A 19,364-nucleotide genomic window follows, 5' to 3' on the forward strand; every position below is an offset into this window, starting at 1 on the left:
GGGTTCAGCGCGCGCCCAGGCGCGCGTCGGACGCCTCGGGCATGGCGGCAGGCGTGATGGGCGCGGGCGGCGCCACGACACCCATCGAGACGATGTACTTGAGCGCGGCGTCGACCGACATGTGCAGCTCGATGACCTCGGCGCGCGGCACGATGAGAAAAAATCCCGACGTGGGGTTGGGCGTGGTGGGCACGTACACGCTCAGGTGCTCACCCGGCAGGTGGCCGGCCACTTCGCCTCTGGGCTCGCCCGTGAGAAAGGCGATGGTCCACGAGCCCTTGCGCGGGTATTCGATCAGTACCGCCTGGCGAAAGGCCCGGCCATTGGGCGCCAACACGGTATCGCTGACCTGCTTGACCGAGCTGTAGATCGAACGCACCAGCGGGATCTGGTTGAGCAGGCGCTCCCACAGGTCGAACAGGCGACGGCCCAGGAAATTGGCCGTGACCATGCCCGTGCCCAGGATCACCGCGATCACCAGCACGAAGCCGAAGCCGGGAATATGCCGGTGAAAGAGCGACTGCGACGAGAGGAAGTCGGGCACGACGCCGCTGAGCGTGTTGACGATCAGGCCGATCACCCAGATGGTGATCACCAGCGGGATCCAGACCAAAAGCCCGGTAATGAAGAATTTTTTGAGCACGGGGCCCGGCCTTGTATCAGGTGGACGAAGAAGGGGGGGCGGCCGGCGCCGGCGCCGGCGCGGCGGCGGGCGCGGCGCTTTCGGTGGACGGCTTGGCTGCTTCGGACGGCGCGGCCGCATCGGACTCGCCAGTCGGCTTGGCCGCGGCCTTGCCGCCCGAGCCGTTGCCGCGAAAGTCGGTGACGTACCAGCCCGAGCCTTTGAGCTGAAAGCCCGCCGCGGTGACCTGCTTGGAATAGGCGGCCTGGCCGCAGCTGGGGCAGACCGTCAGGGGGGCATCGGATATTTTCTGCAGCACGTCGGCGGCATGGCCGCAGGCGCTGCACTTGTAGGCGTAGATAGGCATGTCGATCCATGCGCCCGCGAATCGGGGCGCCGGGAAATGTGAGGAAAACGGGCAATTTTAGCTCGAACCGGCGCAAATGCCGGGACGGCGGCCGGCGCCCCCCCGCCGGGCACCCGATGCAGTTACTCTAGACCTGTTAACGTGGGATCACCGCTAGAGGATGAAAATGGCGAAAGCGTATTGGGTTGTCTCGTACCGCAAGATCAAGGACCAGCAGAAGCTGGAGGCCTACGCGCAGCTCGCGGGTCCGGCCGTGGCCGAGGGCGGCGGGCGCTTCGTTGCCCGCGGCGTGGCGCTAAAGGCCTACGAACTGGGTGCGCTGCAGCGCACCACCGTGGTCGAGTTCGACAGCGCGGAAAAAGCCGTCGCCTGCCGGGAGGGGCAAGCCTACCGGCGCGCGCTCGAAGCGCTGGGCGACGCCGTGGAGCGGGATTTCCGCATCGTGCAAGGCACCGAATGATGCGCCGGTGTTAAGGCGTGCCACCGGGGCCTAAGGCAGCAGGAACGCCGCCGCCGCGACCAGGGTGGGCGCCAGCGCGGCCAGCAGCAGTTTGCCGGCGGAGATGGACTCCCCGGGAAATGAGCCCTTGAGCAGGGCAAAACCGGCCGGGTTGGGCGCGTTGGCGATGACGGTGAGTCCGCCGCCGGTGACGGCGCCGGCCACCAGCATGACGCGCCAGGCCTCGCCGGTGCCGTGGACCAGCGAGCCCAGGTAGGTGAGCGCGGCGTTGTCGGTCAATGCGGTGAGCGCCGCGGCGCCCCAATACAGCACCAGCGGCGGCAGGCCGCCCAGCAGGTCCTGCAGCCACCACTGCTGCAGACCGCCCAGCACCACCAGCCCCGCCAGGAAGAAGCCCACCAACAGGCCTTCCTTGATCAGCAGGCGGCTCTGGTAGCGCTTGTAGGCGCTGCAAAAACCGATGAAGAGCATGAGCAGGCCCAGGAACACTGGCGGATGGTGCGCGCCGAGCACCACGCCGGCCAGAAAGAGAAGATGCACGGCCATGACCCAGGCCGGCACGGGCGGGCGGGCGGTATGGCCGCCGGCAGCGCCTGGTTCGCCCGGCTCCTGCCTGGACGGCCGGCCCGCCGCGGCCGCGGCGATCGCGTCCGCGCGGCAGATCCAGGTCAGCGCGACGGCGTTGACAAGCACCGCCGCCGCGGCCCGGCCGCCGAAATGGGCGAGCATATAGGCGGTATCCCAATTGAAGGCCGAGGCCACCATCAGCACCGGCGGCGCGGCATAGGCCGTCAGCACCCCGCCTATGGACACGTTGACGAACAGCACGCCCAGCGTGAGGTATTTGAAACGCGCGCTGCCCGCGCGGAAGTAGCCGTCGCGCAGCAGGATGGCGGCCAGCGTCATGGCCGCCGGTTCGGTGATGAGGGAACCGACCAGCGGCACCAGCGCCATGATCAGCAAGAACATGCCCAACTCGCGCCGCACCGGCAGCAGCCGCACGGCGCCCTGCAGCAGCAGGCGCGCCAGTTCCAGCACGGGCCGACTGGCGGCCACCACCATGATGGCAAAGACAAACAGCGGCTCGGTGAAGTTGCTGTCGTCCAGGTACTTCACGGCCGTGGGCACGTCGGTCAGCGCGGCCATGGCCAACAGCAGCACGAAGGCCCAGGCGCCGAACACCACCTCGACCTCGGCCAGCAGATGCCATGTCCCGGCGTGCGGACCGCCGCGGTGCGCAAGCCGCGCGAAGATCGACACGGAGAACGTGTGCAGCACGGCCAGCGCGAAGCACAGGGTTGCGGTGATTTCGATGGCGGCGGACATGCGCTTTAACCTTGTCGGCGGGCGGCGAGCAGCAGGCGCGCGCCTTTTTCCGCGATCATCAGGGTGGGAGAGTTGGTGTTGCCCGAGGTGATGGTGGGCATGACGGATGCATCGATTACGCGCAGGCCCTGGACGCCGCGCACGCGCAACTGATCATCGACCACGGCCAGCGGGTCCGCGCCCATCTTGCAGGTGCCCACCGGGTGAAAGATGGTGGTGCCGATCTCGCGCGCGGCGGCGACCAGTTGCGCCTCGGTCTGCACGGCCGCGCCCGGCTTGTATTCCTCGGGGCGGTATTGGGCCAGCGCGGGTTGGGACACGATGCGCCGCGTCAGGCGCACGCTGTCGGCCGCCACCTTGCAGTCCTCGTCCGTGGACAGGTAGTTGCACAGGATCTGGGGCGCGGTGCGTGCGTCCGCAGAGGTAATGCGCACAGTGCCGCGGCTGCCGGGCCGCAGGTTGCAGACCGACGCGGTGAAGGCCGGAAAGTCGTGCAGGGAATCGCCGAATTTCTCCAGGGACAAGGGCTGCACGTGGTATTGGACGTTGGCGCGCGCGTAGTCGGGGCTGCTGCGCGCGAAGGCGCCCAGCTGCGAGGGCGCCATGGTCAGCGGCCCGCGCTTGAACAGCGCGTATTGCAGGCCCATCATGGCCTTGCCCCACAGCGAGTTGGCCATGGTGTTGAGCGTGCGGGCATTGCCCCCGACCTTGTAGATCAGGCGCAGCTGCAAGTGGTCCTGCAGATTGCCGCCCACTCCGGGCAGGTCGTGCAGCACCGGCACGCCCAGGGACTGCAGCAGCGCCTGCGGCCCGATGCCCGACACCTGCAGCAACTGCGCCGAACCGATGGCGCCCGCCGCCAGCACCACCTCGCACCCGGCGCGGGCAACACGCTCGGTGCCGTCCGCCAGGCGATAGCGCACGCCCTGCGCGCGCGGACCCTCCCATACCAGGCCGGCCGCCTGCGCGCCGGTGATCACATGCAGATTGGGGCGCTGGCGCACCGGATGCAGAAAGGCCTTGGAGGCGCTCCAGCGCACGCCCTGGCGCTGGTTGACTTCGAAGTAGTTGCAGCCTTCATTGTCGCCGCGGTTGAAGTCTTGCACCTTGGCGATGCCGGCCTGCGCCGCGGCGTCGCGAAAGGCATCGAGCAGCGACCAGGACAGGCGCTGGCGCTCGACGCGCCACTCGCCGCCCGCGCCATGGAAGTCGCTGCCTCCGGCATGGTGGTCTTCGACGGCCTTGAACAGCGGCAGCACCTCGTCCCAGCTCCAGCCGCTGTTGCCCAGCGCCGCCCAGCCGTCGTAGTCGGCCTTCTGTCCGCGCATGTAGATCATGCCGTTGATCGAGGAGCAGCCGCCCAGGACGCGCCCGCGCGGATAACCCAGGCTGCGGCCGGCGATGCCGGGGTCGGGCTCGGTGCGGTAGCACCAGTCGGTGCGCGGGTTGCCGATGCAGTACAGGTAGCCGACCGGAATGTGCAGCCAGCGCCAGTCGTCCTGGCCGCCGGCTTCGAGCAGCAGCACCTTGACGGCCGGATCGGCCGACAGCCGATTGGCCAGCAGGCAGCCGGCGGTGCCGGCGCCGACAATGACGTAGTCGTAAAGGGGCGCGGAGGTGTTTGAGTCCGTCATGTGCGTGTCTCCTGATATGGCGTGAATGTAACCGTACTGGCGCAATTCGTGCCGGGTGATCGGCCAACCGGCGTGGCGTCCCGCAGGCTGTATGGGACAATGGACACGATGCGGCCGACGTATTTCGCGCCGTTTTTTCAGCTCTTTTCCGGTCAAGGCTTCTCATGGACAAACCTTACGAACCCGAGTGCGTTTTTTCGGAACGCGCCAATCAGCTCACCAGCTCCGCCATCCGCGAAATCCTCAAGGTCACCGAACGGCCCGAGGTCATTTCCTTTGCCGGCGGCCTGCCCGCCCCCGCGGGCTTCCCGGTGGAAAAGATGCGCGAGACGTTCGACAAGGTATTGGCCGAGAACGGCAAGGTCGCCCTGCAGTACGGCCCCACCGAAGGCTACAAGCCGCTGCGCGAGTGGGTGGCGCAAGACCTGAACAAGGCCGGCGCGAACCTGACCCTGGACAACATCCTGATCGTGTCCGGCTCGCAGCAGGCGCTGGACCTGCTGGGCAAGATCCTGATCGACAAGGGCAGCAAGGTGCTGGTGGAAGACCCGACCTACCTGGGCGCCCTGCAGTCGTTCAGCCAGTACCAGCCCGCCTACGCCACGGTGCCCACCGACGAGGGCGGCCTGGTCCCCGAGGCCATCACGCCCGAGCTGGCTGCCGGCGCGCGCTTTCTGTACGCCCTGCCCAATTTCCAGAACCCCACCGGCCGCACGCTGAACCGCGCGCGCCGCGAGACGCTGGTGCAAAAGGCCGCCAGCCTGAAGTTCCCCATCATCGAGGACGACCCCTACGGCGAGCTGCGCTATGCCGGCGAGCCCCAGCCGGGCCTCTTGGCACTGGGCACCGAGGTCGGCGCCAACGTGATCCGCCTGGGCACCTTCTCCAAGGTGCTGGCGCCCGGTCTGCGCCTGGGCTATATCGCCGCGCACAGCAAGATCATCCACAAGCTGGTGCAGGCCAAGCAGGCCACCGATCTGCACACGCCCACGCTCACGCAGATGGCGGTATACGAGACGGTCAAGGACGGCTTCCTGGCCGAGCACCTGCCTCATGTGCGCGAGATCTACCGCAAGCAGGGCCACTGCATGCTGGAAGCGCTCGAACGCGAGTTCCCGGCCGGCGTCACCTGGACCCAGCCCGAGGGCGGCATGTTCCTGTGGGTGACGGTGCCCGGACACATCGACACGCAGCAGCTGCTGGCCGAGGCGGTGGAGCAGAACGTGGCCTTCGTGCCGGGCGGGCCGTTCTTTGCCGGCAAGCCGCAGCACAACACCCTGCGCCTGAGTTTTGCGACGGTGCCGGAAGAAAAGATCCGGGCGGGGATCGCGGTGTTGGGGAAGTTGCTCAAGCAGAAGGTTTGAGCGCCGGCTGCACAGACGAAGCGGCGAGTCTGCGGGGTGTCCGGCCATGCCTGCCTGGACCTTGGCGCGAGGGCGGCCCGCAGACGGCTCAAGAACCCAAACGCAGGAAACCCGGACTCTCTACCCCACGCGCAAGGGGACTTATCAAGTAAATGCCATTCCGACCATGACTTCCTCGGCGTCCACGCCCTCCCCTGACCTGAACGACATCGTCTTTGACGACTGGGTCGAGCGTTGGCTGCCGCGGCCGTGGCGGCCTTATGCGCGGCTGTGCCGGCTGGATAGGCCCATCGGCACGTGGCTGACGCTGCTGCCCTGCATTGCGGCGCTGGTGCAGTCGGCGGGCGGCTTCCCTTCGTTAAAACGCCTGATCGTGTTCTCGCTGGGCGCGCTGCTCATGCGCGGCATCGGCTGTACCGTCAACGACATGTGGGACCGCGACATCGACAAGCACGTCGAGCGTACGCGTTTCCGGCCGTTGACCAGCGGGCAGCTCGGCATGCGGCAGGCGGTGGCTTTTCTCGTCGGGCAATTGGCGGTCTGTGCCTGCCTGCTGTTTTTCATCAACGGCCATAGCCGCTGGCTGGCGCTGGCGGTGCTGCCCTTCGTCTTCATCTACCCGTTCTGCAAGCGCGTGACCTACTGGCCGCAGGCCGTGCTGGGCATCTGCTTTAACTGGGGCATGCTGATGGCCTGGTCGGACACGCGCGGCGCGCTGCCCCTGGCCGGCGTGGCGATGTGGCTGGGCGCGGTGCTGTGGCAGATCGGCTACGACAGCATCTACGCGTATGTCGACGTGCGCGACGACCAGCGCCTGAATCTGCATTCCACGGCCCTGCGTTTCGCCGAGCAGGGCAAGACGTGGATAGGCGGCTTCTATCTGGCCACGCTGCTGCTGTGGACCTGGGCGGGGCACAGCCTGGGCGCGGGCCGGTTCTATTACGCGGGCATGGCCGTGCTGGCCGCGCATTTCTGCTGGCAGCTGGCAGTGTTCGACCTGAAGCGGCCCGACCGCAATTTCATGCTGTTCCGCGCCAATCTCTGGGTGGGCGTGGTCCTGATCGCCGCGGCGCTGGGCGGCGCGTTGCTGTAAATCCGGCACGACTGACATGGACAAGACGACCGTCGACACCTATAGCGCCTCGGCGGGCCAGTACGCCGACGAATGGCTCGGCCAGCCCGCGCCGGACGACCTGTACGAGCGGCTGCGGCGCTTCTTCAAGCCGGGCGGCATGACCGCCGACATCGGCTGCGGCGCGGGCCGCGATACCGCCTGGCTGCAGGCCAACGGCTATCCGGCGGTAGGCTACGATGCGTCCGAAGGCCTGCTCGAGCGGGCGCGGGCAGCCCATGCCCAGTGCGTTTTCAAGGCCGCCGCGCTGCCCGAGCTGCGCGGCATCGAGGACGGCGCCTTCGACAACGTGCTGTGCGAGACCGTGATCATGCATCTGCCGCCCGAGCAGATCGCTGCCGCCTGCCGGCGCCTGGCCGCCATCCTCAAGCCGGGCGGCATGCTCTACCTGAGCTGGCGCGTGACCGAAGGCGCCGATCTGCGGGACAAGGCCGGCAGGCTGTACACTGCCTTCGACTCGGCGCTCGTCCTGGGCAACCTGCCGGGCACGCGCATTGTGTTCACCGAAGACACCGTCAATCAATCCTCGGGCAAGCGCGTCTGCCGCGTCGTGGCCGAACGGCTCTGAATGGAAAAAATCTTCAAGACCTACGACACGATCGTCCATGTGATCATTGCAGGCCTGCTGCTGGTCATGCTTGCAACGCTTATATTCGCTTTCGTTGATGTCGCGGCAAATGTCGTTCACCTGGCTCCCGGCCTGGCCCGCATCGCCCTGGACGACGTCGAGTTTCGTGAACTGGTGACCAGCGTCCTGGATGTATTCGTCATCATCGAACTCTTCGGCACGATCATCGGCTACGTCCGCTACCACCGCGTCCGCCTGTCCGCGCTGATCGACGTGGTCGCCGTCTTCATTCTCAGGGACATGCTGATCAAGATCTATGCCGCGAACTTCCCGGCCAACACCCTGCTGGTATTGGCCTTGCTGCTGATCGTGATGGTCATCGCGAGAACCCTCACGAACTATTTTCAGCCCAGGCCGCCGACAACGATGTGAGCCCGGGCTCGGCGCCCCCGGCTCGGCGCCCCCGGCTCGGCGCCCCCGGCTAGGCGCCCCCGGCTAGGCGCCCCCGGCTAGGCCCATCCCTCCAGGCGCCGCGTCGCGCGCACCAGGCGCTGCTCTTCCTGCTCGATATCGCTCAGGCTCTGGCGCACCTTGTCCACGTGCGCGGTCGCGGCGCGGTGCGCCTGCTCGGGCTGGCGGCCGACGACGGACTGGAACAGCTCGGCGTGCTGCCGGTCGATCTCGCGCTTGAGCGGCTCACGGTGATAGAGGTTGTTGACGCAGGCGAACACCGAACCGAGCATCAGGTCGTTGAGCGCCTGCAGCGTGTGCACCAGCACCGGATTGTGCGAGGCCTCGCAGACCGACAGGTGAAAGGCATGGTCCAGATGGGCGTGCGTGGCCGTGTCGGTGGTCCGGTCGTGCGCGGCCAGCATGGCTTCGTAGCGCCGCCGGATCATGATGAAGTCGGCCTCGGTGCCGCGCAGGGCGGCCAGGCGGGCCGATTCGCCTTCGAGCAGGGCGCGCACTTCGAGCAGGTCGTACAGCGTGCGCGGCTGGGACTGGAACAGGTGCACCAGGGGTTCGGCGTCGACTTTGGCAATCTGGGCCACGTAGGACCCCCTGCCCTGCTCGGTATGGATGATGCCGCGCGCGCGCAGCAGATGCAGGCCCTCGCGCAGCGCGGTGCGCGATACGCCGAGCTTTTCGGTCAGACGGCGTTCGGACGGCAGGATCTGGCCGCTCTTGAGCACGCCGTCGGCGATGAGGCCCTCGATGCGCTCGGCGACGATGTCGGCCACCAGGCGGGCGGGCTGCACGGCTTTCATGTCCATGGCTTTTCCGAAGATCGGGCGTGGGAGGGAAATGTCATTGCTGGTATGACCAATATCCGCATGAGCCAAAACGCGGCAAATGACATTCTTCAATTCAATGAAATATAAAGGGAAATTCGAGCGCCCCCCAATCCGTCGCCGGAAAAACTGGTATGACCATCCGGTTTTGGTATAGACAGGCCTGTGCCGCGCGGCCATCATTTGTATCGTTCCCCACGCGCGCCGGCACCATGCCTGGCGCCACACCACGACTCCCTCTTGCGAAACGCGCCATGACGACCTCCCGCATCAATCAACACGGCCTGCAGGTGGCCCAGCCCCTGTACGATTTCATCGAACAACAAGCCCTGCCCGGCACCGGACTGGACAGCGCCACGTTCTGGAAGGGCTTTGCGGCTCTGGTGCACGACATGGCGCCGCGCAACCGCGAACTGCTGGCCCAGCGCGACCGCTTCCAGCAGCAGTTGGACGACTGGCACCGCGCCCATCCCGGTCCGATCACCGATCATCCGTCCTACCGCGCCTTTCTGGAAAAGATCGGCTACCTGGTGCCCGTGCCGGACCAGGTCAGGATCCATACCGCCAAGGTCGATGCCGAATTCGCCGTACAGGCCGGGCCTCAGCTGGTGGTGCCCATCTCCAACGCGCGCTACGCACTGAACGCTGCCAATGCGCGCTGGGGCAGCCTGTACGACGCGCTCTACGGCACCGACGCCATCGCCCAGAGCGGCGAGCTGGCCGCGACCGGCAGCTTTAACCCCAAGCGCGGCCAGGCCGTCATTGCGCGCGCGCGCGCATTTCTGGATCAGGCGGCGCCGCTGGCCCAGGGCTCGCACGCCCAGGCCACCGGCTACGCGGTGCGCGACGGCAGTCTGATCGTGGCGACCGCGCAGGGCGAGACCGGCCTGCAATCGCCCGGCAAATTCGCCGGCTACCAAGGCGAGGCGGCGCAGCCCTCGGCCGTCCTGCTGGTGAACAACGGCCTGCATTTCGAGATCCAGATCGACCGCGGCCACGCCATCGGCAAGACCGACGCGGCCGGCGTCAAGGACGTGCTGGTCGAAGCCGCCGTCAGCACCATCATGGACTGCGAAGATTCGGTGGCCGCCGTCGATGCCCAGGACAAGGTGCACCTCTACCGCAACTGGCTGGGCCTGATCACGGGCGAGCTGACCGAAGACCTGGTCAAGAACGGCAAAACCATCACCCGGCGCATGAACCCCGATCGCAGCTACGTCACCCCGCAGGGCGGCAACCTCGTCCTGCACGGGCGTTCGCTGATGCTGATCCGCAATGTGGGCCACCTGATGACCACTCCGGCCGTCCTAGACGAGCAGGGGCGCGAACTGCCGGAGGGCATCCTGGACGCCGTGGTCACCTCGCTGGCCGCCATGCGCGATCTCACGCTCAAGCGCAACTCGCGCACGGGGTCCATCTACATCGTCAAGCCCAAGATGCACGGTCCGGCCGAGGTGCTGTTCGCCAACGAGCTGTTCTCGCGCGTCGAAGACCTGCTCGACCTGCCGCGCAACACGCTCAAAATGGGCATCATGGACGAGGAGCGGCGCACCAGCGTCAATCTCAAGGCCTGCATCCAGGCCGCCAGCGAGCGCGTGGCGTTCATCAACACCGGCTTTCTGGACCGCACCGGCGACGAAATGCACACGGCCATGCAGGCCGGCCCCATGATGCGCAAGGGCGACATGAAGTCCAGCGCCTGGATCGCCGCCTACGAGCGCCACAACGTGCTGGTGGGCCTGGACTGCGGCCTGCGCGGCCACGCGCAGATCGGCAAGGGCATGTGGGCCATGCCCGACCTGATGGCCGCGATGCTGGAACAGAAGATCGCCCATCCCAAGGCCGGCGCCAACACGGCCTGGGTGCCCTCGCCCACGGCGGCCACCCTGCACGCGCTGCACTATCACATGGTCGACGTGCAGGCCGTGCAGCAGGAACTGGAAAAGACGTCCTATGCCAGCGTGCGCGACGAACTGCTGGAAGGCCTGCTGACCGTGCCGGTGGTCGCTGCGCCGCAATGGACTGCCGATGAGATCCGCGCCGAAATCGAGAACAACGCCCAGGGCATTCTGGGCTATGTGGTGCGCTGGGTCGACCAGGGCGTGGGCTGCTCCAAGGTGCCCGACATCCACGATGTGGGCCTGATGGAAGACCGCGCCACGCTGCGCATTTCCAGCCAGCACATTGCCAACTGGCTGTGCCACGGCGTGGTGACCCGGGCCCAGGTCGAGGAAACCTTCCGGCGCATGGCCGCCGTGGTGGACAAGCAGAACGCGGGCGACGCGAACTACCGGCCCATGGCCGGCAACTTCGACACCTCGCTTGCTTATAAGGCGGCGTGCGCGCTGGTGTTCGAGGGCCAATCGCAGCCCAACGGCTACACCGAGCCGCTGCTGCACAACTACCGCACGCAGGTCAAAGCCGCGGCCTGACGCGGCCCGGCCTGGCGCGGCCCGACCTGACGCGCGTCAGTAGCCTCTTGCCCGATCGTACAGATTGGGCAGCGGCTCGCCGCGGTGGTGCATGCCAACCAGTTCGGCCGCGCGCACGGCCCGGTCGCGCCGGCTGGGCGTCGATGCGATATGCGGCGTGACGATCACGCCCGGATGCGTCCAGAGCGGCGAATCGGCGGCCAGGGGCTCGGGTTCGAACACGTCCAGCACGGCCTGGCGGATCTGGCCGCTGTCCAGCGCCGCCAGCAAATCGGCCTGGACCATGTGCGAGCCTCGCGCCGCGTTGACCAGGCAGGCGCCGCGCGGCAGGCCGGCGAAGGTCCGGGCGTTGAGAACGCCGCGGGTGGCGTCGGTCGCGGGCAGCAGGCAGACCAGGATGTCGGTCTCGGCCAGGAAGGCATCGAGTTCCTGCTCGCCCGCATGGCACCGCACGCCCGGCAGATCGGCCCGCCGGCGCGACCAGCCCGACACTCTGAAACCTACGCGCCCGAGCAGGTCGGCCGTGACGGCGCCCAGACTGCCCAGGCCCATGATGCCCACACGCGTCGTGGTCGAACGCCGCGGCGGGAAGAAATCCTCCCAATGACGGTTTGCCTGGTTGATGATCATGCGCTTCATGTCGCGCACCAGCATCATCACCGACATCAGCACGTATTCGCCCATTTCGATGGCCGTGACGTCCAACAGCAGGCGCGCGATGGGCAGATGCGCCGGCAGTTGCGGATCGTCCAGGATGTGATCGACGCCCACGCCGGAACTGACGATGAGCTTGAGGTCGGGCAGTTCGGCCAGGCGGCCGGCGTCGGGCGCCCAGACCAGGGCATATTCGATGCCGCTCAGGTCCGCCGGCGGATTGAACCAGTCCAGGACTTCGATCCCGGGCGAGATTTCCGCAAACAGGCTGCGCCATTCCTCATAGGCCTGGGGGCCTCCCGATTTCACGATCAGTCGCATAATTGTCCGTCCAAAGTTTGATGCCGCATTTTGATTGAATTTTCCATGAAAAATTCCGGGCGCCGCGCCAGCGGCCGATAGCGCCGGCACAGACTGACGCCCATCGCCGTGATATTTTCCTTTCTTCCCGGATCGCCGCTTGCGGCGGCCACCTGAAGGAACACCCGACATGACTGCGCGCATTGAACCCGAATCCTACGCCGGCTGCGACGCAGCGGCCCGCTTGCTGATCACGGCCCGCCAGGCCGGCGTGGCGGGCGAGCGCCTGCCCACCGACCTGCGCCCACGCAATTTGGGCCAGGGCTTTGCCGTGCAACTGCGCACCGCCCAATTGCTGGAAAAAGAGCACCAGGACCCGGCCCTGGCCTGGAAAAGCGCCCTGCCCTCGGCCGACCGCGCCAGCACCGCGCCCATTTATGCATCGACCATCATGCGGGCCGATGCCGGCGCCTTGCGCATGCCCGTGGTCGAGGGCAAGGTGCGCATCGAACCCGAGATCGCGTTCGAGATCGGGCGCGACCTGCCGGCCCGGTCCCTGCCCTACAGCGAAGCCGAGGTCGATGCCGCCATCGGCCGCGCCTGCCTGGCCCTGGAAGTACTGGGCTGCCGCTATGCCCGACCCGACGAGGCCAGCGCCAGCGAACTGCTGGCCGACCATATGTTCAACCACGGCCTGGTGCTGGGTCCGGACATCGCCTCGCCCGACGCGGCGCCCGTGGAAATGGACATCACCGTGCAGGCCGGCCACGAAGCCGCGCAGAGCTACGCCGGCGTGCATCCGAACAAGGCGCCCAAGGCGGGCCTGTACTGGCTGGTGGAGTTCCTGCGCGGCGCCGGCCTGGGCCTGAAGGCTGGCCAGCACGTCATTACCGGCTCCTACGCCGGCTATATCGACGTGCCCGCGGGCATGGACTTGCAGATCGGCTACGGCGAACTGGGGACGATGGCCGTGCGTTTTGCCGGCTAAACCACCCGGCGCGGCAGGAGTTGCGACGGCAAAAGCTCCCGAGCCTGCTAGGCGCTGTCCGAGGCCAGGATTTCGCGCACTATCGGCACCGCCTCGCGGCCATACAACTCGATGCCGCGCATCAGAGTGTCGTGCGGCGTCGGGCCGGCCGAATACTTGAGCTGAAAACGGCTGGCCCGCAGCGCCCGCACGGTGGCCGCGATCTTGCGCGCCACGGTCTCGGGCGAGCCCACATAAAGCGAACCGTGCTCGATCTCGCTTTCGTATTCTTCGCGTCGCATCGGCGGCCAGCCGCGCTCCTTGCCGATGCGGTCGCGATTGGCCTTGAAGCCCGGCCAGAATTCCTCCCGCGCCTGCGCGTCGGTCCTGGCCACGTAGCCGGGCGAATGCACGCCCACCGGCTGCACCGGGCGGCCGTATTGCGCAAAGGCGCGATGATAGAGATCGACATAGGGCGCGAAGCGCCGCGGGTCGCCGCCGATAATGGCCAGCATCAGCGGAAAGTCGTAGCGCGCGGCGCGCGCCACCGACTGCGGACTGCCGCCCACGCCCACCCAGGTCTTGAGCGTGCCGTGTTCGACGGTCGGATACACCGACTGCCGGTCCAGCGAGGCACGCAGCCGCCCCTGCCAAGTCACCGGCTTTTGCTCGAGCAGGGCCGCGAACAGATCGAGCTTTTCTTCGAAAAGCGCCTCGTATTGCTGCAGGTCGTAGCCGAACAGCGGAAAGGATTCGGTAAAGGAGCCGCGGCCGAGTATGACTTCGGCGCGGCCGTTGGACAGGGCGTCGACCGTGGCAAACCGCTGGAAGACGCGCACCGGGTCGTCCGAGCTGAGCACCGTGACGGCCGAACCCAGGCGTATGCGTTCGGTGCGCGCGGCCATCGCCGCCAGCACCACCTCGGGCGCGGACACCGCGAAATCGGGGCGATGGTGTTCGCCCACGCCGATAAAGTCCAGGCCGACCTGGTCGGCCAGCACGGCCTGCTCGATCAGGTTGCGCAAAACCTGCGCGTGCGGCAGGGGCGTGCCCGGCGCGCCGTCGGTCACATCGCCGAAGGTGTCCACGCCGAATTCGAGAATGGGAGCTGTCGTCATGGACTCAACTATAAAGGGTGCGCAGGGAACGGGGCCGGGAACCGTCGTATCATCGACGAGGCGGTTTTCGATCCTGGGCGCGCCGCGCGATATGGCTCGGCAATGCGGCCAGGATACGTCATGTCGAACTGGACACCCCTACTTAACAGGCAAGCAGAAAATATGCAGATCACTGGAGAAATGCTGATAGGCGGCGCGTGCGTGCGCGGCACGCAGGGCACACTTTACGCCTTCGATCCGGCGCGCGGCCTCGCCCTGGAGCCCGCGTTCGGCTCGGGCAGCGCGGGCGACGTCGACCACGCGTGCCGGCTGGCCCAGGCGGCATTCGACCCCTTGCGCTGCGCGCCGCTGGAGACGCGCGCGCGCTTGCTCGAAACTATCGCCGAGAACATCCTGGCATTGGGCGATACGCTGATCCAGCGCGCGCACCAGGAATCGGCGCTGCCGGTCGCGCGCCTGGAAGGCGAGCGCGGCCGCACGGTCGGGCAGCTGCGGCTGTTCGCCTCCTTCGTGCGCGAGGGGCGCTGGCTGGCCGCCACGCTCGATCCCGCCATGCCCGAGCGCAAACCGCTGCCGCGCTCGGACCTACGCCTGCAGAAGATCCCGCTGGGTCCGGTGGCCGTGTTCGGCGCGAGCAACTTCCCGCTCGCCTTCTCGGTCGCGGGCGGCGACACCGCGTCCGCCCTGGCCGCCGGCTGTCCGGTGGTGGTCAAGGCGCACCCGGCGCACCTGGGCACCTCGGAGCTGGTCGGCCGCGCGATCCAGCAGGCGGTCAAGGCCTGCGGCCTGCCCGAGGGCACGTTCTCGCTGCTGGTGGGCGCGGGCAACCTGATCGGCGAAACGCTGGTCGCGCATCCGGCCATCAAGGCGGTGGGCTTTACCGGCTCGCGCGGCGGCGGCCTGGCGCTGGCAGGCATCGCCGCCCAGCGCCGCGAACCCATCCCGGTGTATGCCGAGATGAGCAGCATCAACCCCTTCTTCGTGCTGCCCGGCGCACTGGCCAGGCGCGGCGCCCAGATCGCGCGCGGTTTCGTCGAGTCGCTGACGCTGGGCGTGGGCCAGTTCTGCACCAACCCCGGCCTGGTCGTCATGCTCGACGGCCCGGACGCACAGGCCTTCGCCAAAACGGCCGCGGACGCGCTGGCACAGAAGGACTCGCAAACCATGCTTACCCGCGGCATCGCCACGGCCTACTCGAATGCCGTGGCCAGCCGTACCGCATCGGGCAACGTGAACACGCTGGCGCAAGGCGCGCAGACCGAAGCGCTGAACGCCGCGCGCCCCGCGCTGTTCGCGACGACGCAAGCCGCGTTCGAGCATGACGCGCACCTGGAAGACGAGATCTTCGGCCCCTCCTCGCTGATCGTCACGTGCAAGAACATGGACGAGATGATCGCGCTGACCGAGCGCCTGGAAGGCCAGTTGACGGCCACGCTGCACCTGGAGGCCGACGACACGGCGCAGGCCAGGCGCCTGCTGCCCGTGCTCGAGCGCAAGGCCGGACGCATCCTGGCCAACGGCTATCCGACCGGCGTCGAAGTATGCCACGCGATGGTGCACGGCGGGCCGTTCCCGGCCACCTCGGATTCGCGCACGACCTCGGTAGGCACCCTGGCGATCGAGCGCTTCCTGCGCCCGGTCTGCTATCAGGACCTGCCGGCCGAGTTGCTGCCGCAGGCATTGCAGGACGGCAATCCGCTGGGCCTGGCCCGGGTTGTGGACGGGAAGCTGACACTGGGGTAATTCGCGCGCCAAAGGCCAGCCCGTGTCGGTACGCTTTTTACACTTGCATCCATTTTTATGACATCCGGTCATGTTCCTCGTACATCTGGGTTCTACAGTGAAAAATCCCTGAACTTGAAGGCATTGCACCATGAGTCCGAAAACCTTGATCCTGACCGCGGCGATGTCCTGCGCGCTGGTCGGCTGCGCCACGCCCACCGTCGTGCATGAGCATGACGGCTCGACGATCATCACGCCTGACCGGCCCATCTTCAACAAGAAAACCGGCTTCTACGAGTACAAGGACAAGGAAGGCCGCGTCATCCGCATCAACAAGGACGACATCCAGTCGATCGAGGACGTCGATTAACCGGACCGCCAGACAGGCCTAAGCGCCAGAAAATCAAAGGCCCGCAGCACTTTTGCTGCGGGCCTTTGATTTTCAATTTCAATAACCGGGTCTAGAAGGTTTATGCTGCCTTTTATTGTGTCAACAGCAACAGGCTTATAGGTGATTGGCTAGATTTCTTTCGATTTTATCGCCTTAAACGTAAACAAGTGGAGACTTCGTTTCAAGTTTGTTTACGCTTTCAGGGGGTGCAGGGGGCAGCGGCGCCCTGTGGACAACTTGTGTTGCCAACGGTCTGAGCGTCTGTGCCTGTACCGTAAGCCTCCGGTGAGCACCGTCTTGTAAATCACTCTGGTCGGCGGTATAGCTGGTCAGGTGCTGGATTTTTTCAAGAAGACCGGAGCGACCTTCCAGAGATGACCGTCGTCGGTGTGCACGCTGGCGGTTTTCTTGTTCAATCGCATGATCAAGCCGTTTCGCACTTGACCATCGTTATCGGTGAAGCAGACGCGGTCGCCCTGGGCGAACTGGGCCAGTCGCATTGTGCTCTTGGCCTGGGCCAGCAAACGCAGGCGCTCGACCACCATGTGGTTGAGGTACATGAGGTCTTGCTCGCTCATGTGGCGCAGAGCTTGAACAAACAGGTCTCGGTCCAGGATGGTGTGCTTGTTGGCGCTCATGGCGCCATTTTTACATGACCTGGTTATGCCTGGGCGGCCAGGTTCCAGGGCAAGAGATCAGCCACCCGGTTGACCGGGTACTCAGCGATAACGGCCAGCACGCGGCGCAGGTAGGCTTCTGGGTCGATGCCGTTCAACTTGGCCGTCTCCATCAGGCTGTACATCGTGGCGGCGCGTTCGCCACCCCGGTCCGAGCCCAGGAAGAGATAGTTCTTACGCCCGCACGCGATGCCACGCACCGAACGCTCGGCGGCCGAGTTGTCGATCTCGACCTCGCCGTCATCCAGGTAGCGCGTGAGCGCCTGCCACTGGTTCAGGGCATAGCCGATGGCCTCAGCGGTAACCGACTTGCGCGACACGGTGGGCAGTTGTTCTGTGAGCCAGGCCCGCAGCGCCGTCACGATGGGCACGGACTCGACTTGGCGAACTTGCTTGCGATGTTCTGGTGGACTGCCGCGGATGCCTGCTTCGATCCGGTAGAGCTCGGCGATTCTCTCCAGGGCATGCGTGGTGATGGGCGTGGGCCGATCCACATGGATCTCGTGGAACTTGCGCCGGGCATGCGCCCAGCACGCAGCCTCGATCACGCGTCCCCTGGCGTAGATCGCGTCGTAGCCCGCATAGGCATCGGCTTGCAGCGTGCCGCTGAAGTCCTTCAAGTGCGTCTGCGGATGGATGCCCTTGCGGTCGGGCGAGTAGCGGAACCACGCTGCCGGCGCGGCGGCGCCGGCATGGGGCCGGTCATCGCGCACGTAGGTCCACAAGCGGGCCTGGCGCGTCTTGCCTGAACCTGGCATGAGCACCGGCACAGGCGTGTCATCGGTATGCAGCTTGCGGGCCGAGAACACGTGATCGCGCAGGGCGGCTACAAGCGGGGCAAGAAGTTGGTGCACCCCACCCACCCAGTCGGCTAGGGTGCTGTCGGCCAGCTCCACGCCTTCGCGCTCGTAGATGCGGGCTTGCCGATGCAAGGGGATATGGTCAGCGTATTTGCTCACGCAAACGTGCGCAAGCAATCCCGGGCCAGCCCAGCCGCGTGCAATCGGGCGGCTGGGCGCAGGCGCCTGCATCATGCGCTCGCAGCACGTGCAGGTCAGGCGCGGGCGCACGTGGCGGATGATCCGCAGGCTGGCCGGAACGTATTCCAGCATGTCGCTCACGTCCTGGCCGAGCCGCTTCCAGGCGCCGCCGCAGTCCGGGCAGGCTGTCGCTTCGGGAAGGTGTTCGATGACTTCGCGCGGCAGGTGCTCAGGCAACGCACGACGCACCGGGGCCTGGCGCTCGGCGCGAGGCTGCGCAGAACGCGCCGGTTCAACCCGTTGGGCTTGATTGAGGTAAAGCTCTTCGAGCTCCAGCTGCAATTGATCGACCTGGTGTTGCAGCTTCTCGGAGCGCTGGCCGAACAGCAGGCGTTGCAGCTTGGCCAGCAAGAGCTTCAAGCGGGCGATCTCGTCGCTGTCGTCGCGCTTGCCTTGCTTGAACGCTTCACGCTCGGCATGGAACGCCTCGCGTTCCGCGCGCAGCGCCTGGTTCTCTTGCTGATGCGCTTGCAACTGGGCCTGGTGCGCCAATACCAATGCCCGCAGGGCATCGATATCGTTGGGCAGACAAGCAGGTGCGCGCATGCCGTTATTTTATCGGCGTGCGGCACGGTTGAGAAGGTGTCGATACGTAGATCGGCGCACTACACCTGCGTGGGCCTGGCCGTGCGCACGGGGCTGCGCCAATCAATGCCTTCGAGCAGCATCGATAACTGGGCCTTGGTCAGCGCGATACGACCCGCCTCGGCCTGTGGCCACACGAAGCGGCCTGCCTCCAGACGCTTGCAGAACAGGCACATGCCATCGCCATCGAACCACAGCACCTTGATCCGATCCCCACGTCGACCACGGAACACGAACACGTGGCCGCAGAATGGGTCGGCTTGCAACTGGATCTGCACCAACGCGGCCAGGCCATCGAAGCCACGCCGCATGTCGGTCACGCCCGCCACGATCCAGACTCGCGTGTTGCCGGGCGGCAGCATCAGGCACGCAACGCGGCAATGGCTGTCCTGAGCAGCAGCGGATCGACGCTGCCCGTCACGCACAAGCGCGACGGGCCTATCGTAATCTCCAAACTGCCAGATGCAGCAGGCGCGACTGGCTCGGGATCGGGCATGGCTACGACATCAACTGCCACCACCGCAGAGACGCTCGCCGCAGTATCCAAACGGCCTTCGCTATACAGCTTGCGCCAGGCCCAGACCTGGTTGGCATTGATGCCGTAGTCACGCGCCAGCGCCGCGACCGATGCACCCGGACGCATCGATGCCTCGACGACCTCGCGCTTGCGGGCCACAGAGTGCTGTTGATACCTGCGCTGCGTCTCGCTCATG

The 19,364-nt window shown here is 66.5% G+C and carries 20 protein-coding genes; 9 read left to right on the forward strand and 11 right to left on the reverse strand.

Annotation, left to right across the window (positions count from 1 at the left end; all coding sequences use genetic code 11):
- Nucleotides 1–4: 4 nt before the first annotated feature.
- Nucleotides 5–643, reverse strand: a complete 639-nt coding sequence (locus H143_RS0105900; protein WP_019937309.1) for a DUF502 domain-containing protein — start codon at nucleotides 641–643, stop codon at nucleotides 5–7.
- A 16-nt stretch (nucleotides 644–659) separates the two neighbouring features.
- Nucleotides 660–989 (reverse strand): FmdB family zinc ribbon protein, encoded by a 330-nt coding sequence (locus H143_RS0105905; RefSeq protein WP_019937310.1) that lies wholly within the window; start codon nucleotides 987–989, stop codon nucleotides 660–662.
- Nucleotides 990–1,155: 166 nt separating this feature from the next.
- Between H143_RS0105905 and H143_RS0105910 the strand changes: the two genes are divergently transcribed.
- Nucleotides 1,156–1,449, forward strand: coding sequence for a DUF1330 domain-containing protein (locus H143_RS0105910; protein WP_019937311.1), 294 nt, complete (start codon nucleotides 1,156–1,158; stop codon nucleotides 1,447–1,449).
- Between the two features lie 30 nt (nucleotides 1,450–1,479).
- Here the strand turns inward: H143_RS0105910 and H143_RS0105915 are convergent, their stop codons facing one another.
- Together H143_RS0105915 and H143_RS0105920 are read right to left on the reverse strand one after the other, a co-directional pair.
- Nucleotides 1,480–2,775, reverse strand: coding sequence for a putative Na+/H+ antiporter (locus H143_RS0105915; protein ID WP_019937312.1), 1,296 nt, complete (start codon nucleotides 2,773–2,775; stop codon nucleotides 1,480–1,482).
- Nucleotides 2,776–2,780: 5 nt separating this feature from the next.
- Nucleotides 2,781–4,409 (reverse strand): GMC family oxidoreductase, encoded by a 1,629-nt coding sequence (locus H143_RS0105920; protein WP_019937313.1) that lies wholly within the window; start codon nucleotides 4,407–4,409, stop codon nucleotides 2,781–2,783.
- A gap of 164 nt (nucleotides 4,410–4,573) precedes the next feature.
- Between H143_RS0105920 and H143_RS0105925 the strand changes: the two genes are divergently transcribed.
- The 4 genes from H143_RS0105925 to H143_RS20070 all read left to right on the forward strand — a co-directional run bounded on the left by H143_RS0105925 (nucleotide 4,574) and on the right by H143_RS20070 (nucleotide 7,905).
- Complete coding sequence (locus H143_RS0105925) at nucleotides 4,574–5,773, forward strand: PLP-dependent aminotransferase family protein (protein WP_019937314.1); 1,200 nt, start codon at nucleotides 4,574–4,576, stop codon at nucleotides 5,771–5,773.
- Nucleotides 5,774–5,939: 166 nt separating this feature from the next.
- Nucleotides 5,940–6,866, forward strand: a complete 927-nt coding sequence (gene ubiA / locus H143_RS0105930) for a 4-hydroxybenzoate octaprenyltransferase (protein WP_019937315.1) — start codon at nucleotides 5,940–5,942, stop codon at nucleotides 6,864–6,866.
- A 16-nt stretch (nucleotides 6,867–6,882) separates the two neighbouring features.
- The gene (locus H143_RS0105935; protein ID WP_019937316.1) at nucleotides 6,883–7,473 is read left to right on the forward strand and encodes a bifunctional 2-polyprenyl-6-hydroxyphenol methylase/3-demethylubiquinol 3-O-methyltransferase UbiG; all 591 of its coding nucleotides are present in this window, start codon (nucleotides 6,883–6,885) and stop codon (nucleotides 7,471–7,473) included.
- A complete protein-coding gene (locus H143_RS20070) occupies nucleotides 7,474–7,905 on the forward strand; it encodes a phosphate-starvation-inducible PsiE family protein (RefSeq protein ID WP_019937317.1) in 432 nt (143 codons plus the stop codon). It abuts the gene before it with no gap.
- Nucleotides 7,906–7,982: 77 nt separating this feature from the next.
- Here H143_RS20070 and glcC read toward each other — a convergent pair whose 3' ends face one another.
- Nucleotides 7,983–8,747: a transcriptional regulator GlcC gene (gene glcC / locus H143_RS0105945; protein WP_019937318.1), complete on the reverse strand. Its 765-nt coding sequence runs from the start codon at nucleotides 8,745–8,747 to the stop codon at nucleotides 7,983–7,985.
- Between the two features lie 272 nt (nucleotides 8,748–9,019).
- On the opposite strand from glcC, the gene H143_RS0105950 reads away from it, so the two are divergent.
- A complete protein-coding gene (locus H143_RS0105950) occupies nucleotides 9,020–11,197 on the forward strand; it encodes a malate synthase G (RefSeq protein WP_019937319.1) in 2,178 nt (725 codons plus the stop codon).
- A gap of 36 nt (nucleotides 11,198–11,233) precedes the next feature.
- Here the strand turns inward: H143_RS0105950 and H143_RS0105955 are convergent, their stop codons facing one another.
- Nucleotides 11,234–12,172: a glyoxylate/hydroxypyruvate reductase A gene (locus tag H143_RS0105955; RefSeq protein ID WP_019937320.1), complete on the reverse strand. Its 939-nt coding sequence runs from the start codon at nucleotides 12,170–12,172 to the stop codon at nucleotides 11,234–11,236.
- A gap of 169 nt (nucleotides 12,173–12,341) precedes the next feature.
- Between H143_RS0105955 and H143_RS0105965 the strand changes: the two genes are divergently transcribed.
- Nucleotides 12,342–13,139 carry a fumarylacetoacetate hydrolase family protein gene (locus tag H143_RS0105965; RefSeq protein ID WP_019937322.1) on the forward strand — a complete coding sequence of 266 codons (798 nt, stop codon included), beginning with the start codon at nucleotides 12,342–12,344 and terminating at the stop codon, nucleotides 13,137–13,139.
- Nucleotides 13,140–13,186: 47 nt separating this feature from the next.
- Here H143_RS0105965 and H143_RS0105970 read toward each other — a convergent pair whose 3' ends face one another.
- Nucleotides 13,187–14,236, reverse strand: coding sequence for an LLM class flavin-dependent oxidoreductase (locus H143_RS0105970; protein WP_019937323.1), 1,050 nt, complete (start codon nucleotides 14,234–14,236; stop codon nucleotides 13,187–13,189).
- Between the two features lie 162 nt (nucleotides 14,237–14,398).
- On the opposite strand from H143_RS0105970, the gene H143_RS0105975 reads away from it, so the two are divergent.
- Together H143_RS0105975 and H143_RS0105980 are read left to right on the forward strand one after the other, a co-directional pair.
- Nucleotides 14,399–15,979, forward strand: a complete 1,581-nt coding sequence (locus H143_RS0105975; RefSeq protein WP_019937324.1) for an aldehyde dehydrogenase family protein — start codon at nucleotides 14,399–14,401, stop codon at nucleotides 15,977–15,979.
- A gap of 130 nt (nucleotides 15,980–16,109) precedes the next feature.
- Complete coding sequence (locus tag H143_RS0105980; RefSeq protein ID WP_019937325.1) at nucleotides 16,110–16,328, forward strand: YgdI/YgdR family lipoprotein; 219 nt, start codon at nucleotides 16,110–16,112, stop codon at nucleotides 16,326–16,328.
- A gap of 350 nt (nucleotides 16,329–16,678) precedes the next feature.
- On the opposite strand, the gene H143_RS20075 is transcribed toward H143_RS0105980, so the two are convergent.
- From H143_RS20075 to H143_RS0106000, 4 genes are read right to left on the reverse strand one after another with little or no spacing between them, the layout of a single operon-like run.
- The gene (locus tag H143_RS20075; protein WP_019937326.1) at nucleotides 16,679–16,987 is read right to left on the reverse strand and encodes a hypothetical protein; all 309 of its coding nucleotides are present in this window, start codon (nucleotides 16,985–16,987) and stop codon (nucleotides 16,679–16,681) included.
- Nucleotides 16,988–17,010: 23 nt separating this feature from the next.
- Nucleotides 17,011–18,612: an IS66 family transposase gene (locus H143_RS0105990; protein WP_019937327.1), complete on the reverse strand. Its 1,602-nt coding sequence runs from the start codon at nucleotides 18,610–18,612 to the stop codon at nucleotides 17,011–17,013.
- Nucleotides 18,613–18,671: 59 nt separating this feature from the next.
- The gene (gene tnpB, locus H143_RS0105995; protein ID WP_019936623.1) at nucleotides 18,672–19,013 is read right to left on the reverse strand and encodes an IS66 family insertion sequence element accessory protein TnpB; all 342 of its coding nucleotides are present in this window, start codon (nucleotides 19,011–19,013) and stop codon (nucleotides 18,672–18,674) included.
- On the reverse strand, nucleotides 19,013–19,363 hold the full coding sequence (locus H143_RS0106000) for a transposase (RefSeq protein ID WP_019936624.1): 351 nt from the start codon (nucleotides 19,361–19,363) through the stop codon (nucleotides 19,013–19,015). Before H143_RS0106000 ends, tnpB begins: the two co-directional genes overlap by 1 nt.
- Between the last annotated feature and the right edge of the window lies 1 nt (nucleotide 19,364).

Source organism: Bordetella sp. FB-8 (assembly GCF_000382185.1).
In the GTDB taxonomy this organism is placed as follows: Bacteria; Pseudomonadota; Gammaproteobacteria; order Burkholderiales; family Burkholderiaceae_B; genus Bordetella.